Annotated in this window: 16 protein-coding genes and 1 pseudogene; 9 read left to right on the forward strand and 8 right to left on the reverse strand. The window is 69.6% G+C overall.

Features of this window, described 5'->3' with window-relative positions:
• Window positions 1-21: 21 nt before the first annotated feature.
• Both LX16_RS24820 and xseA read right to left on the reverse strand, forming a co-directional pair.
• Window positions 22-231 carry an exodeoxyribonuclease VII small subunit gene (locus tag LX16_RS24820; protein ID WP_147144304.1) on the reverse strand — a complete coding sequence of 70 codons (210 nt, stop codon included), beginning with the start codon at window positions 229-231 and terminating at the stop codon, window positions 22-24.
• A gap of 2 nt (window positions 232-233) precedes the next feature.
• Window positions 234-1,475 carry an exodeoxyribonuclease VII large subunit gene (xseA, locus tag LX16_RS24825; protein WP_147144307.1) on the reverse strand — a complete coding sequence of 414 codons (1,242 nt, stop codon included), beginning with the start codon at window positions 1,473-1,475 and terminating at the stop codon, window positions 234-236.
• An 81-nt stretch (window positions 1,476-1,556) separates the two neighbouring features.
• Here xseA and LX16_RS24830 point away from each other — a divergent pair, with 81 nt between their 5' ends.
• The 3 genes from LX16_RS24830 to LX16_RS24840 all read left to right on the forward strand — a co-directional run bounded on the left by LX16_RS24830 (window position 1,557) and on the right by LX16_RS24840 (window position 3,232).
• Window positions 1,557-2,522 (forward strand): 4-hydroxy-3-methylbut-2-enyl diphosphate reductase, encoded by a 966-nt coding sequence (locus tag LX16_RS24830; protein ID WP_244615973.1) that lies wholly within the window; start codon window positions 1,557-1,559, stop codon window positions 2,520-2,522.
• A gap of 138 nt (window positions 2,523-2,660) precedes the next feature.
• Window positions 2,661-2,810 (forward strand): hypothetical protein, encoded by a 150-nt coding sequence (locus tag LX16_RS27305; RefSeq protein ID WP_211354758.1) that lies wholly within the window; start codon window positions 2,661-2,663, stop codon window positions 2,808-2,810.
• Entirely contained in the window at window positions 2,807-3,232 is a 426-nt protein-coding gene (locus LX16_RS24840) for a PIN domain-containing protein (RefSeq protein ID WP_147144313.1), read from the forward strand. Before LX16_RS27305 ends, LX16_RS24840 begins: the two co-directional genes overlap by 4 nt.
• Window positions 3,233-3,333: 101 nt before the next feature.
• On the opposite strand, the gene LX16_RS24845 is transcribed toward LX16_RS24840, so the two are convergent.
• On the reverse strand, window positions 3,334-3,963 hold the full coding sequence (locus LX16_RS24845) for a class I SAM-dependent methyltransferase (protein WP_147144316.1): 630 nt from the start codon (window positions 3,961-3,963) through the stop codon (window positions 3,334-3,336).
• 50 nt (window positions 3,964-4,013) lie between these two features.
• Between LX16_RS24845 and LX16_RS24850 the strand changes: the two are divergent.
• Window positions 4,014-4,904: pseudogene (locus tag LX16_RS24850) on the forward strand (IS5 family transposase).
• Here LX16_RS24850 and LX16_RS24855 read toward each other — a convergent pair.
• Together LX16_RS24855 and LX16_RS24860 are read right to left on the reverse strand one after the other, a co-directional pair.
• Window positions 4,890-6,098: a cryptochrome/photolyase family protein gene (locus LX16_RS24855; RefSeq protein ID WP_147144319.1), complete on the reverse strand. Its 1,209-nt coding sequence runs from the start codon at window positions 6,096-6,098 to the stop codon at window positions 4,890-4,892. The pseudogene LX16_RS24850 and the gene LX16_RS24855 sit on opposite strands and share 15 nt — an antisense overlap.
• A 27-nt stretch (window positions 6,099-6,125) precedes the next feature.
• A complete protein-coding gene (locus LX16_RS24860) occupies window positions 6,126-7,310 on the reverse strand; it encodes a DNA recombination protein RmuC (RefSeq protein WP_147144322.1) in 1,185 nt (394 codons plus the stop codon).
• A gap of 107 nt (window positions 7,311-7,417) precedes the next feature.
• On the opposite strand from LX16_RS24860, the gene LX16_RS24865 reads away from it, so the two are divergent.
• The 4 genes from LX16_RS24865 (at window position 7,418) to LX16_RS24880 (ending at window position 9,143) form a co-directional block, all read left to right on the forward strand.
• The gene (locus LX16_RS24865) at window positions 7,418-8,164 is read left to right on the forward strand and encodes a hypothetical protein (RefSeq protein ID WP_147144325.1); all 747 of its coding nucleotides are present in this window, start codon (window positions 7,418-7,420) and stop codon (window positions 8,162-8,164) included.
• Window positions 8,165-8,233: 69 nt separating this feature from the next.
• The gene (locus LX16_RS24870) at window positions 8,234-8,440 is read left to right on the forward strand and encodes a hypothetical protein (RefSeq protein ID WP_147144327.1); all 207 of its coding nucleotides are present in this window, start codon (window positions 8,234-8,236) and stop codon (window positions 8,438-8,440) included.
• A 77-nt stretch (window positions 8,441-8,517) separates the two neighbouring features.
• Window positions 8,518-8,838: a hypothetical protein gene (locus LX16_RS24875; RefSeq protein ID WP_147144329.1), complete on the forward strand. Its 321-nt coding sequence runs from the start codon at window positions 8,518-8,520 to the stop codon at window positions 8,836-8,838.
• Between the two features lie 89 nt (window positions 8,839-8,927).
• Window positions 8,928-9,143, forward strand: coding sequence for a hypothetical protein (locus LX16_RS24880; RefSeq protein WP_147144331.1), 216 nt, complete (start codon window positions 8,928-8,930; stop codon window positions 9,141-9,143).
• Window positions 9,144-9,248: 105 nt separating this feature from the next.
• Here LX16_RS24880 and LX16_RS24885 read toward each other — a convergent pair whose 3' ends face one another.
• The gene (locus LX16_RS24885; RefSeq protein ID WP_147144333.1) at window positions 9,249-9,965 is read right to left on the reverse strand and encodes a DUF2306 domain-containing protein; all 717 of its coding nucleotides are present in this window, start codon (window positions 9,963-9,965) and stop codon (window positions 9,249-9,251) included.
• 214 nt (window positions 9,966-10,179) lie between these two features.
• On the opposite strand from LX16_RS24885, the gene LX16_RS24890 reads away from it, so the two are divergent.
• Entirely contained in the window at window positions 10,180-10,899 is a 720-nt protein-coding gene (locus LX16_RS24890) for a TetR/AcrR family transcriptional regulator (RefSeq protein WP_158645732.1), read from the forward strand.
• Between the two features lie 315 nt (window positions 10,900-11,214).
• Here LX16_RS24890 and LX16_RS24895 read toward each other — a convergent pair whose 3' ends face one another.
• Together LX16_RS24895 and LX16_RS24900 are read right to left on the reverse strand one after the other, a co-directional pair.
• Window positions 11,215-12,318, reverse strand: coding sequence for a TolB family protein (locus LX16_RS24895; protein WP_147144337.1), 1,104 nt, complete (start codon window positions 12,316-12,318; stop codon window positions 11,215-11,217).
• Window positions 12,315-12,908, reverse strand: a complete 594-nt coding sequence (locus tag LX16_RS24900) for a SigE family RNA polymerase sigma factor (RefSeq protein ID WP_147144339.1) — start codon at window positions 12,906-12,908, stop codon at window positions 12,315-12,317. The genes LX16_RS24895 and LX16_RS24900 overlap by 4 nt, the downstream gene beginning before the upstream one ends.
• Between the last annotated feature and the right edge of the window lie 77 nt (window positions 12,909-12,985).

Genomic DNA, 12,985 nt, shown 5'->3' on the forward strand with positions numbered 1-12,985 from the left:
GCCTCCGGGCGTGACGCGGGGTCAGTCGGGTTCGACCGGTTCGGGTTGCCGGACGGTGGCCAGCCGTTCCCGGGCACCGTCCAGCTTCGCCTGGCACAGGTCCGCGAGCCGTTCGCCCCGCTCCCACAGCGCCAGCGACTCCTCCAGGCTCGCGCCGCCCACCTCCAGCTTCTCCACGACCGCGACCAGCTCGGCGCGGGCCTGCTCGTAATCCAGCATCTCGTCCGACATGCTCACTCCTTCACCGTTACCGTCAGTTCGCCTTCCGCGACGCGCAGCCGCAGGGCCTCGCCCGCCTCGACGTCATCCGCCGCGCGGACCACCGTCCCGTCGCCGCGCTGCGCGATGGCGTAACCGCGGTCGAGGGTCGCCTGCGGCGACAGGGCGCGCAGTTGGGAACGCAGGTGGCCGTTGTCGCGGTGCGCGGCCTCCAACCGGACCTCCAGTGACCGCCGGATACGGTCCCGCAGCGCCGCGATCTCGGCCCGCCGGTCGTCGATCATCCGGGACGGCTGCGCCAGGCACGGCCGCGACCGGATCGCCGCCAGGCCCTGGTACTCGCGTTCCAGCTTGCCGTGCAACGCCGTCCGCAGCCGGTGCCGGGCCTGGGCGAGCCCCCGCTGTTCCTCGGTGAAGTCGGGGACGACGCGTTTGCCCGCGTCGGTGGGGGTGGAGCACCGCACGTCCGCCACGTAGTCCAACAACGGGGTGTCCGGTTCGTGGCCGATGGCGGAGACCACGGGCGTCCGGCACGCGAACACCGCGCGGCACAGCGTCTCGTCGGAGAACGGCAACAGGTCCTCGACGCTCCCGCCGCCGCGGGCCACGATGATGACGTCCACCGACTCGTCGGCGTCCAGTTCGGACAGGGCCTCCATCACGCGGGTCACGGCGGTGGCGCCCTGCACGGGCACCTCTCGGACCTCGAACCGTGCGGAGGGCAGCCGGGCGCGGGCGTTCTCCAGGACGTCGCGCATGGCGGCGGAGTTGCGGCCGGTGATGAGACCGATCCGGTGGGGTAGGAACGGGAGCCTGCGTTTGCGTTCCCGCGCGAACAGCCCCTCACCGGCGAGTTGACGTTTCAACTGTTCGATCCTGGCGAGGAGTTCACCCAGGCCGACCTGCCGGATCTGTGACGCCCGCAGCGAGAGGGTGCCGCGCCCGGCGTACCAGTCGGGTTTGGCCTGCACCACGACGCGAGCGCCCTCGCGCAGCGGCGGGTCGCACGCCTCCACCACGGCCCGGCCCGTGACCACCGAGACGCTGATCTCGGCGGCGGTGTCGCGCAGGGTCAGGAAGACCGTCGGCGCGCCCGGGCGGCGGCTGATCTGGGTGATCTGGCCTTCGGTCCACACCACGCCCAGCCGCGCGATCCAGTCGCCTATCTTCTGGCTGACCACCCGCACCGGCCACGGTTCGTCCGGGGTGCTTCGACCGGCGGGGGCCTCTCCGGCCGGGGCTTCTGGCTGGCTCACCCGGCAAGCCTACGCAAGCCCGCCGGTGAGGGGCGTCACGGGCGCGTCGCCGTGCCCGGTGACGTCCGTACCATGGAGCACATGTCGAAGCCCGCGAAGCGAGTCCTGTTGGCCAAACCCCGCGGTTACTGCGCCGGGGTGGACCGGGCGGTGGTCACGGTGGAGAAGGCACTGGAGCTGTACGGTCCGCCGGTCTACGTCCGCAAGCAGATCGTGCACAACAAGCACGTGGTCAGCACCCTGGAGAGCAAGGGGGCCGTCTTCGTCGAGGAGAACGAGGAGGTGCCGCCGGGCTCGATCGTGGTGTTCTCCGCGCACGGTGTCGCCCCCGTGGTGCACGAGGAGGCGAGGGAGCGTGGCCTGAAGGCGATCGACGCGACCTGCCCGCTGGTGACGAAGGTGCACGCCGAGGCGCGCCGGTTCGCCGCCGCCGACTACGACATCCTGTTGATCGGGCACGACGGCCACGAGGAGGTCATCGGTACCACCGGTGAGGCCCCCGACCACATCAAGCTCGTCGACGGTGTCGCCGACGTCGACTCCGTGGAGGTCCGCGACCCGGAGAAGGTGGTGTGGCTGTCCCAGACGACGTTGTCGGTGGACGAGACCATGGACACCGTCTCGGCGCTCAAGCGGCGTTTCCCGCTGCTCCAGGCGCCCCCCAGCGACGACATCTGCTACGCGACGCAGAACCGCCAGCAGGTGGTCAAGCAGATCGCCGAGGAGTGCGACCTGGTGCTGGTGGTCGGGTCCACCAACTCGTCGAACTCGGTGCGGTTGGTCGAGGTCGCGTTGCAGGCGGGTGCCGCCGCGAGCCACCTGGTCGACTACGCCAGCGAGATAGAGGACGCCTGGTTGGACGCGGCGACCACGGTCGGAGTCACCTCGGGCGCCTCGGTGCCGGACGACCTGGTGCAGGGTGTGCTGGACAGGTTGGCCGAGCACGGTTTCACCGACGTCACCGAGATCGAGTCGGTCAAGGAGAAGCTGACCTTCTCGCTGCCGCGTGAACTGGTCAAGGACATGAAGGCCGCCGCCGCCTCGTGACCCGGCGGGTCGGCATGATGTGTGAAACGCATACACGACCGACATCTGGGGGCGTCATGTCGGAGACACGGATCGATCTCGACGACGAATCCCCGGCCGAGGCGGCTCGCCCCGGGTATCACGACTGAGAAGGACACGGTGAACTCCGCGCTGCCGGAGGTGATGCTCCGAGTGAAACGGTTGGAGGCGTTGGAGAAGCTCGGAAGGCGAGCAGAGCGTGGTGAGTTCGACGCGGCGATCGCGGCGCGCGATGCCGAGCGTCAGGCTCGACGCCGATCCGGGTCATGATCGAGTATCCGATCGACACCTCGGCGTTGTGGCGTCTGCTCCGGGACGGCGGGCTTCGTGACGAATGGAGCGGACCGATCGGAGCGGGTGCGCTCCATGTCTGTGAAGCCACCGAGATCGAGTTCCTTCACTCCGCGATGAATGCCGTTCACCGAGATGAACTGCGCGCTGAGCTGCGAATGCTCTGTGCGTACGCCCCGGTTCCCGAGCGGGCGTGGCAGTGGGTCGAGGGTGCACAGTATCGCCTTACGCAGTCCGCGCAGCACCGGTCCGCCGGCCCGATCGATCTGCTGTCGCGTGCCACCGCAGTGCATCACGGCCTCACCGTGTTGCATGTCGACCACGACTTCGCGGCGGTGGCGCGGGTGGTATCCGAGGTCGACGAACGGGACTTCCGCGCGGGCACGTCTCCAGCGGAATGACTGTCCGTCAGGGAGTATCTGACGATTCCGGTCTGATCAGCGAGATTCGGCTGGGCTGGCAATCAGGAGGTGCGCCGATCGGCTGGGGGACAGGGCAGTGGCTACGAACGGCGCGCCAATAGATGGACGTCGAGGAAGCCCCGATCAGAGGCTGGATCGTGGAGCAGGCGGGCGAAGGGATCGAGCCCAGCATCGCCCAGCAGTTCGGCGAGGCGATCCACCGGCCAGCTGTAGGCGGGCGCCACCTTGTGGTCGAACCGGACCGGTTCTTGTCCGTCGGTCCCGAAGAAGGAGACCAGGAGCAGACCGTCCGGTGCCAGGACGCGTACCTGTTCGGCGAGCAGCTCCGGTAGTTCCCCCGGAGGGGTGTGAATCATCGAGTAGTGGGCCAGTATGCCGCCGAGCGCGGCGTCCTCGATCGGCAGGGATTCCATCCGCGCCTCTTGGAAGCGCAGCGCCGGATGGGCCTGCCGGGCGTGGTCGACCATGCCGGGGGCAAGGTCTAGTCCGAAGGCGTCCAGGCCGAGTTCGTGCAGCATGGCTGTCAGATGTCCGGGCCCGCACCCGACGTCCGCTGTCCGCAGGTTGCCCGTCGCGCGCACCAGTTCGGCGAAGGTGCCGATCATGGCCCGGGAGAAAGGCTGTGTTTCCAGCCGGTTTGCGAACAGCGATGCGTACAGCTCGACGACACCGTCGTAGGCCGTCCTGGTCTCGTCCTGATGATTCTCCACGGGCGGGACTCTATAGCCGGTCTGACAATTGATCGAGTGGCAGGTCGAGGTTGACGGATGCGGCATGGAGGCGGATAGAGCCCCTTTCGCCTCAGGTGGACGGACGGGGCCGTCCGTGGCGTGAACACCGGCAGGTGGTCAACGGGGTGCTGTGGAGGCTGCGGACCGGGGCTCCGTTGCGGGATCCTCCCGACCGGTTCGGGCCGTGGCAGACCGTCTACGAGCGGTTCGCCCGCTGGGAGGCGGACGGCACGGGCACGGTTGCTGGAGCACGTTCAGGTCCGCGATGACGCGGTGGGCCGGGTGGAATGGACCGTCTCCGTCGACTCCACCACCAACCGAGCCCACCAGCACGCAGTCGGCGCCCGCAAGAAGGGGATGTGAACGGGGACGAACTGGAGGATCCGGGCCGCTCGCAGGCGCGCCAGGCCCTCGGCCGCTCCCGAGGCGGACTGACCACCGAAGTCCATCTCGCCGTCGATGGCCGGGGCCTGCCCCTGTCGATTGTGCTCACGCCCGGCAACGTCAACGACGCGACGGCGTTCGGCCAGGTCCTCGACGGCATCCGCACCCGCGCCTCGGCACCGGCCGCCCGCGCACGACGCCGGACCGTGTGCCGGGTGACAAGGCGTATTCCAGCAGGGCCATCCGCCATCTGCCGAGGCGCCGAGGCATCGCTGCCACGATCCCCGAGCGCCGCGACCAGGCGGCGAACCGCCACCGACGCGGAGCCCTCGGCGGCCGGCCGCCGGCCTTCGACGAGGTCACCTACCGCGACCGCAACGTCGTCGAACGATGCTTCGCCCGCCTCAAGCAGTTCCGCGCGATCGCGACCCGGTTCGACAAGCTGGGCGACCGCTACCGTGCCGGAGTTGTCCTGGCTTCCTTGATCCTCTGGCTCCGCGAGTCCACGGGGTAATCATTTGTCAGACAGGCCCTGATCCGGTCCAGCGGTCGATGTACTCGTGGCCGGGGTCGAACCGTTCGGTCTGTCTTCGCATGCCGAGTTTGCGGTTGGGGCGGCTGTCGTTGCCGGTTCCCGCCATCCACTGCCAGTTGCCGTAGTTGTTGGCGACGTCGGCGTCGATCAGCCAGCGGTCGAACCAGTGAGCGCCCTCGCGCCAGTCGATCCGCAGGTCCTTGGTGAGGTAGGACGCGGTGATCATGCGCGCCCGATTGTGCATCCAGCCCTCGGCGAGGAGTTGCCGCATCCCGGCGTCCACGATGGGCACGCCGGTCTCGCCGTGCCGCCAGGCGTCCAACTCGTCGGGGTCGTCGTTCCAGTCGCCGGGCCGGGGCCGGTAGTCGTCCCGGTTGAGGCGGGGGAACGCCGCCAGGACCTGTTGGAAGAAGTCCCGCCAGCACAACTGCCGTACCAGCGCCTCGGGCGACCGGTCGTCTCCGGCCAGCATCCGGGCCGAGACGCACCCGAAGTGCAGGTACGCGCTCATCCGGCTGGTCCGGTCGCCGGCGAGGTCGTCGTGCCGGTCGGCGTAGTCGGCGGAGCCGGGAACCCAGTCGTCCCACCGGCGCAGCGCCTCCGTCTCGCCGCCGGTGCGTTGCCGGGGCGACTCCGGAGAGGTGTGTCCGAGGACCGCCACCGGGTCGTCACCGGCGAAACCGTCCGGGAGCCGGACCCGATCCGGTTCGGCCGCCACGTCACGCCAGGTCACGGAGGACCAGGCCCGCCAGTACGGCGTGAACACGCGGTAGTGGTCGCCACCCCCGGTGGGGCGGACGTCGCCGGGCGGCACGACCGTCGCCCCGGGGAAGGCGCGCAACGGGATCCGGGCGGATTCGCACGCGGCGGCCAGCCGTTCGTGCCGCCGCCGGGCGTATCCACTGTGGTCATCCGTCATCGCCACCCCCGTCGCCTCGTGTCGGCGGCACATCCGCATCGTCTCCTCCACCGGGTCGCCGACCCGCACCGCGAGGTCACCGCCCAGAGCGCGCAACCTGTCCCGCAGGTCGGCCAACGATTCGGTGAGGAAGCGGCGGCGGTTGGCGGGAACGTCGAGCGCCGGGTCCGCCACGAACAGCGGCACCACCCGGTCCGAGTGCCGGCAGGCCGCCTCCAGCGCCGGATTGTCGGTGGTGCGCAGGTCACGGGTGAACAGCACGACGACGGTGCGCATCTCGAATCCCCTCAGTGGACGGACGTTTCAGCCCGAGCGGCCCGATCGGCGCTGCTCCAGCGATATGAGCGAGTCGTCCGCCGCCGCGCGCAGCGCCTCGTGCTGCAGCTGCCTCGCGGTCGTCTCGACCTGTTCCGGTTCGGGGAGTCCGGCGTCGGACACGCCGAGTTCGGCGAACTTGCGGGCGGTCACCATCACCCGCGACTCCAGGGAACCGATCGTGGAGTTGTAGGCGGTCACCGCCCCCGACAGCGAGGTGCCGAGCTTGGCCAGGTGACCCCCCATCGTGGCCAGTCGCCCGTACATCTCCCGGCCGAGCGCGTGGATCTCGGTGGCGTTCTGCGCCAGGGCGTCCTGCCGCCACACGTAGGCGATCGTCCGCAGCATCGCGATCAGGGTCGCGGGAGTCGCCACCACGATGTCGCGGGAGAACGCGTACTCCAGCAGTCCGGTGTCGCGTTGCAGGGCGGAGTCGAGGAACGCGTCGGCCGGCACGAACAGCACCACGAACTCCGGTGTGACGTCGAACGCCCGCCAGTACTCCTTCTTGGACAGTTGGTCCACGTGGGCGCGCAGGTGACGGGAGTGCTGGTCCAGGTGCGACTCCCGAGCCGCCTCGTCCTGCGACTCCATGGCGTCCAGGTAGGCGTTGAACGGTGCCTTCGCGTCCACGACGACGTTCTTGCCGCCGGCGAGCCGCACCACCAGGTCGGGACGCAGCCGCCCGCCGTCACCGGTCACCGACACCTGCTCGGTGAAGTCACAGTGTTCGAGCATCCCGGCGGCCTCCACGATCCTGCGCAACTGGTGCTCGCCCCACCGGCCGCGCACCTGCGGTGCCCGCAACGCCGACACCAGTCGGCCGGTCTGGTCGCGCAGCGCCTCACCGGTGCGGGTGGCCTCGGCCACCTGCGTCCGAAGTTCCGAGTACGCCGACAACCGGGCGCGCTCGATCTCCCCGACGTGCCGTTCGTACCGGTGGAGGGATTCCCGCAGTGGCGTCAGCATCTCGCCCAGTGCCGTCTTCGACGCCGCGGCGGCGTCGGCGTTCAACGCGCGAAGCGACTGTTCCAGCCGTGCCTCGTTCTCGCGGGACGCCTCCCATCGGGCCGTCATGGTGGCGGTCTCGGCGGCGAGCCGGGCACGGGCCGCGTACCAGCCGGCCACCGCCCCGGCGGCCAGGCACAGCAGGGCGATCAGGACGTACGACATGGTGTTCAGGCTACGGGTGTGAACGGCGTGCGTGGAGTGATCGAAGACATGTGTCCCGGCGTGGCCGCTCACAGGCGGATCTCAGCCACCGTCGGTAACGTTGACACATGGAGACCCTGATCGTCCTGGTCATCGCGGTGGCGCTGGTGGGTTGGCTCGCCTGGTACGGGAGGCGGAACGCCCGGCGGCGGCTCGACGACGCGCGTGAGGAGGCGCAACGCTGGTACGAGAGACTGGGCGGCCAGACGATGAACCTGATGGCCGACCCGGACGACGTCGCCGCCCGCCAGGCGTTGGTGGACGCGGGGGAGAGGTATACGGCCGCCGGCGCGCAGTTGGACCGCGCCACCACGACCCGGCAGTACGCGCTCGCCGGTGAGACGGCCGTGGAGGGCCTGCACTACGTACGTGCCGCCCGTGAGGCCATGGGCCTGCAACCCGGGCCGGACGTCCCCGCCCTGTCCGGCCAGTCCCGCGCCGGGGCGGTCCGGGAACGGCTCGACGTGGACGTGGAGGGGAAGCACTACACGGCCAGTCCGACGCCCGGTCCCGGGACGTCGCACTACTACCCGGGTGGCATGGTGGCGGGCCGCCCCGTCCCAGGCGGCTGGTATTCGGAGCCGTGGTGGCGTACCGCGTTGGTGGCGGGCGCCTGGGGATTCGGAAGCATGATGATCTTCAACGCGCTGATCATGCCGGGCATCACGGCGGGCGCGATCGAGGGCGCATACGCCGACGGTTACGCCGACGGATCGGGTAACGGCGGTGCCGGTGACGGCGGCGGTGAGGCCGGCGACGGCGGCGACATGGGCGGCGATTTCGGGGGCGACTTCGGGGACATGGGCGGATTCTGACCGGCCGCGTCCGTGGTGACCTCGCACACGAAGCCGCCGTAGGCGATGACGACCTCCTAGACTGCCCCGATGAACACGGCCGTGCCGGTGATCGCCGGAATCCTCGTTCTGATGGCGGCTTGGGTCTTCCTGGTGAGCCGTCGCGAGTCGTGGCGCAACCGCGGCGGAGGTGACGGGGGCGCTTCGACGGGCTCGGCCGGGGACGGTGACCGGCCGGGACACGAGGTCGCCGCCGACGGGTCGTCGGGAGACGGCGGTGGGGGCGGCGGCGAGTAGCGGGAGTCTCGGGCAGATCGTCCACTGGGTAGCCCCGGGTTCGGATCCGGTTGGCGAGGTGGGGTTACCGTGTCGTCATGTCGACGATTCTGGGTCCCGTGACCATACTCGCCTGCCTGTTGGTCGTCGGTGTCGTGATCTCGGTGGTGGCGTTGATCGTGGTCTCCGCCAACAAGAAGAACCGCGCTGGTGGAAGCCGCCCCGGTGGTCACGGCGGAGGCGGTTACGTGGTGCCGTACTACTCCGATCCCGGTACCGCGCAGTCGGACCACCACGGCCAGTCGTTCGGCGGTGATTCCGGCGGGTCCGGCTGGAGCGGCAATGATTCCGGCGGCTGGGGCGGTGGCGGCGACTCCGGTGGTGGCGGTGGCGGCGACTCCGGTGGTGGCGGCACCTGAGCCCCGGCCGGTGCGGTGATCGTCACAATGTGGTCACCGATGGCTTAAATCCTTATCACTCAATGGACTCGTCCGGTTACGCTTGATCCATGAACCTCGATGTGCTGATCGCGTTGTCCGCGGTCGGCGTCATGGTCGGCGGTTTGACGGCGATCGTGATCGGCGACCGGAAGTGGATTGCCCACCGCCGCCGCCGGCTGAAATCGGGGCCGGGGGCGGTGGAGTCGAGTCTTCCGTCGACGCTGTTGGATCCCCGGCCCGCAGAACGTCAGTCGGCGCGGCGGATGGACGTGTCGCAGGGCTGAAACGGTCCTTCGTGTGGACCGGGAGGCGTGTCGTGGCCCGGGGAAGGTCACGACACGCCGTCGCGAGGCTGCTTCGATCCTGCTGTCCTACGTGGAGCGGGATGTTCAGCGTCCGTGCCGGGCGGGCGAACGGTCGAGCCACAGTTGCGCGGCGATGAGCGCGACGGTCCAACTGGTCCAGCCGACGATCCCGGAGATCGCCATCATGAACATGGCGTCGCTGCCCTCGAAGGTGGTGTCCGCCTGCGGTAGGAGCCAGAGGATCGCCGGCACCATCAGCACGCGGTTGAGGACGATGGACATGGTCAGTGCGAAACTGCGGACCATCCAGCGGCGGTGCTCCCGGAACCGCCGCCGCCGCGCGGCGCGGAAACCGGCCGCGGTGGTGCCCAGCCACAGGAGCGCCAGCATGATGTTGCTGACCTGGATCACCGGCCCGAAGGGGGCGATGGCGCCGATGACCAGGCCCATGACGCCGCTCGGCAGTACACCGGCGATGACGTAGACGCGGCCGGAGACGCGGTGCACCTTGGGGTGGTGTTGCCGCAGCCAGGGCCAGACCTGGAGGCAGCAGGTGATCATCGCGATCGAACCGAAGATCACGTGCCCGACGACGAACGGGTAGTGGATCGCCGGGCTCCCCTCCACCGGCACCATCGACAGTGCCGGGTCGAAGGTGAGGTAGCGGGGGAGCGAGAACCCGATGAAGATCACCGCGACCAGGCCGAGCGGCACGATCCAGGGGCGTCGCCACAACGGGACTCGTGCCGGTGGTGGTGCGGTGGGTTGGGCGGGTGTGGGCGGGGGCGCGACGACGGTCACGTGGACTCCTAGGGATGGCGTTGTCGCCGGAGTGACTTCGCGGGGCCTTCGGTCGCCGTGAGAGCTGTGCGACCGGGCCCGGTTCGCCGGGCGACGGAACTCTGTATGTCTTACAGTAATAACTGTAGCTCATACAGAGTTTCATCGCACGGTCCGGCCGGGTCGATGCGTAAGCTCGTCTGGTCCACGTCGACCCGACCCGATGGGAGCCGAGATGTCCGACGCCGAAGACCCGGCGGCGCAGAGTCTGCGGTTGCTGTGGGGAGACGTCGGTCCCGGTCGTCGTGGGCCGAAACCCAGGCTGAGCGTCGCCGAGATCGTCGCGGCCGGCGTCGCCGTCGCCGACGGCGAGGGACTGGAGGCCGTGTCGATGCAACGGGTGGCCGCCGAGGTCGGTTACACGACGATGTCGATGTACACCTACGTCCCCGGCAAGGAGCTCCTGCTGGAGCTGATGCTGGACGCCGCGGTGGGGGAGCCGCCGACGCTGTCGGCGGAAGGATGGCGCGAGCGCGTCGAGGAGTGGACCGCGCAGGTCCAGGAGTTGTTCCACCGGCGGCCGTGGATGCTGCGGATCGCCATGCGCAACCCGCCGATGGGTCCCGGTCAGCTCGCGTGGTTCGACCGGCTGCTGTCGGCCGTGCTCGACTCCGGTCTGAACGGTCCCGAGGCGATGTCGTTGAGCATGTACCTGCTGTCCGCCACCAGGGAACTCGCCCGCATCCACACCGACGGCGCCGCGAGTCCCGGAATCGACGAGTACATCTCGAACCTGTCCACGGTGGTCACCCCTGTGCGGTTCCCGGCGCTGTACCGGGCGATGTCGTCCGACGGGTTCACCGACGACGTGGACGAGGAGAGCCTGTCCCGCTTCGGTCTACGGCGGCTGCTCGACGGCGTCGACGCCCACGTGGCGGACGGGTCCGGCGGATGAGCGCGTCCGGGGCACGCCCGACGCGCCCCGGACATCGGTCCAGGCCGTCCTGCCGCTGTTCGCGCGGCCTGGCGCACCGGCCGCCTCCACCGGATCGACGTCTCTGGCGGACCACGTCGGCGGTTGGTCACTCACCGAGGCGTTCGGAGACCGGGCGTACGGTGCGGGACGCAGGTCTGAGGCCCCCGGCAAAGCCGAGGTCTTCCGGCTTCGAGGCCGCCGCACCCGAGATCGTGACGGTGGTGTCCGCACGCCCTGAACGCCCGACGGCCCTCGACGACGAGGGCCGTCGGACACGGTGGGTCCGGGTCTCGGCTACGGGACGTAGGCCAGGACTTCGAGTTCTCCGAACCCGGTGGGTAGCTCCGTGCTGGCGACGACGGTTCCGTCGGGTCCGGTAAGCCACAGTGTCCGGTCGCCGGCCGTACCGGTGAGCAACAGCCGGTCGTCGTCGGAGGTGAACGAGACCAGGGTCGCAGGCCGCCCCTCGACCTCGAAGGTGACCGTTTCACCGGTGGAGGTGTCGACGGCGAGGTCACAGCCGTCACCGCCGAAGTAGTCACCCGCCTGTTCGACCGACTCCACACAGACCACCGACCCGCCGGACGACGCCTTCGTCACATGAGTCGCGTCGCCGGCCGCCTCGCCGAGTTCCAAGGTCTGCACCGGGGAACCGCTGCGGTCCATAAGGGAGACCCGGACGCCGGAGGGGCCTTCGGTCAGGTGTGCCAGGAATTTGCCGTCGGCCGTCCAACGGACGTTGCACCCCGGTGAGGGGACGCGCGCGACGGTGTCGCCGGTGCCGAGGTCGAGTATCACCAACTCCAGGGCGGTGGCGTCCCCTGATTCGGGGACGACCGAATACGCGATCTCGTCACGGGTGGGAGACCACTCGGGCCGACAGTACAGTCGGGCGGCGTCGCCCGGGAGCTGGACCGGTTCCCCGGTCAGCCGGTCGATGATGCGGTATTCGCCGTCGGCGACCTGCCCGTACCTGCTGCCGTCGAAGGAGACGTCGACGGCGACCGCCCCGTCGCCGCCGGTGGTGTAGCGCCCGTTCGCCTGTTCCAGCACCGAGAAGGGGCCGGGGTTCTCCTCGTCGGCGGATCCGGGGATGTAGTAGACGGCGCCGGGGAACGGGGGTGCGTCGTCGGGCCGATCGGTCTGCTGGTCGGGCGGCGGGTCGGCGTCGCGCTCGTCCGACTGCCGTTCGGCCGGAGGGCCGGCCTCATCGTGACCGGGCAGTACCGCGAACGTGGTTCCGGCCAACGCGATCACGGTCGCGACGGCGGCGCCGACACCGATGAGGGTGCGGCGCACGCCCAAGCGCTTCGACTCGGCCAGTGCCCGCTGGTGCATGTCCACCACCGGCATCTCGTCGGCGATGTCGTTGAGGTGGTCGTGAATGTCGTTGCTCATCGCGCAGTCCTCTCATCGATTCCGGCGATCTCGGCGAGTTCCGGCGCGAGCAGTCGGAGCCTGGCCAGCGCCTTGGCCGTCTGGCTCTTGACGGTGCCGACCGAACAACCCAGGATCCGGGCACTGTCCTCCACGGAACGGTCCTCGAAGAACCGCAGCACCAGGACGGCTCGTTGCCTGGCCCCCAGACGCAGCATCGCCTGCTTCACACTGAGTCGCAGAGTCAGCGCCTCGGTACCGTCGTCGCCCCCGGGTTCGGGCATCGTCTCGGGATCGGCCTCGGCCATCCGCCGCTTGCGCCCCCAACTGACCTGCAGGTGATACATGACCTTGCGGGCATAGGCCTCGGCGTTACCCGACTCGTGCAACCGCTGCCACGCGCGGTGCGTCCGTGCCAACGTCGACTGCACCAGGTCCTCCGCCAACTGCCGGTCACCGGTGAGCAGATAGCCGGTACGCAGCAGGGCGTGCCCACGCGCGCGCACGAAAGACTCGAACTCCTCATCCCGCCCCCGGGCCGGCGACTTCGAGTGCGGTGGTCCTCCTCTCGCCGCCTCCCCGTCTCCGGTGATGATCACGGGTTCTGTCATCGCGAATCCCCTCGTGGCTCCGATGCGTGGAACATGAAGACCAAGACGCCAGGGCAACCCGGTGGGGTTGCCCTGGC

The sequence above is a fragment of the Stackebrandtia albiflava genome (genome assembly GCF_007994225.1).
In the GTDB taxonomy this organism is placed as follows: Bacteria; Actinomycetota; Actinomycetes; order Mycobacteriales; family Micromonosporaceae; genus Stackebrandtia; species Stackebrandtia albiflava.

Excerpts from the sequence above, each read along its gene's own strand:
- LX16_RS24820 (WP_147144304.1), bottom strand. The coding sequence starts at position 231 with ATGTCGGACGAGATGCTGGATTACGAGCAGGCCCGCGCCGAGCTGGTC.
- LX16_RS24830 (WP_244615973.1), top strand. The coding sequence starts at position 1,557 with ATGTCGAAGCCCGCGAAGCGAGTCCTGTTGGCCAAACCCCGCGGTTAC.
- LX16_RS24840 (WP_147144313.1), top strand. The coding sequence starts at position 2,807 with ATGATCGAGTATCCGATCGACACCTCGGCGTTGTGGCGTCTGCTCCGG.
- LX16_RS24855 (WP_147144319.1), bottom strand. The coding sequence starts at position 6,098 with ATGCGCACCGTCGTCGTGCTGTTCACCCGTGACCTGCGCACCACCGAC.
- LX16_RS24860 (WP_147144322.1), bottom strand. The coding sequence starts at position 7,310 with ATGTCGTACGTCCTGATCGCCCTGCTGTGCCTGGCCGCCGGGGCGGTG.
- LX16_RS24865 (WP_147144325.1), top strand. The coding sequence starts at position 7,418 with ATGGAGACCCTGATCGTCCTGGTCATCGCGGTGGCGCTGGTGGGTTGG.
- LX16_RS24870 (WP_147144327.1), top strand. The coding sequence starts at position 8,234 with ATGAACACGGCCGTGCCGGTGATCGCCGGAATCCTCGTTCTGATGGCG.
- LX16_RS24875 (WP_147144329.1), top strand. The coding sequence starts at position 8,518 with ATGTCGACGATTCTGGGTCCCGTGACCATACTCGCCTGCCTGTTGGTC.
- LX16_RS24880 (WP_147144331.1), top strand. The coding sequence starts at position 8,928 with ATGAACCTCGATGTGCTGATCGCGTTGTCCGCGGTCGGCGTCATGGTC.
- LX16_RS24890 (WP_158645732.1), top strand. The coding sequence starts at position 10,180 with ATGTCCGACGCCGAAGACCCGGCGGCGCAGAGTCTGCGGTTGCTGTGG.
- LX16_RS24895 (WP_147144337.1), bottom strand. The coding sequence starts at position 12,318 with ATGAGCAACGACATTCACGACCACCTCAACGACATCGCCGACGAGATG.
- LX16_RS24900 (WP_147144339.1), bottom strand. The coding sequence starts at position 12,908 with ATGACAGAACCCGTGATCATCACCGGAGACGGGGAGGCGGCGAGAGGA.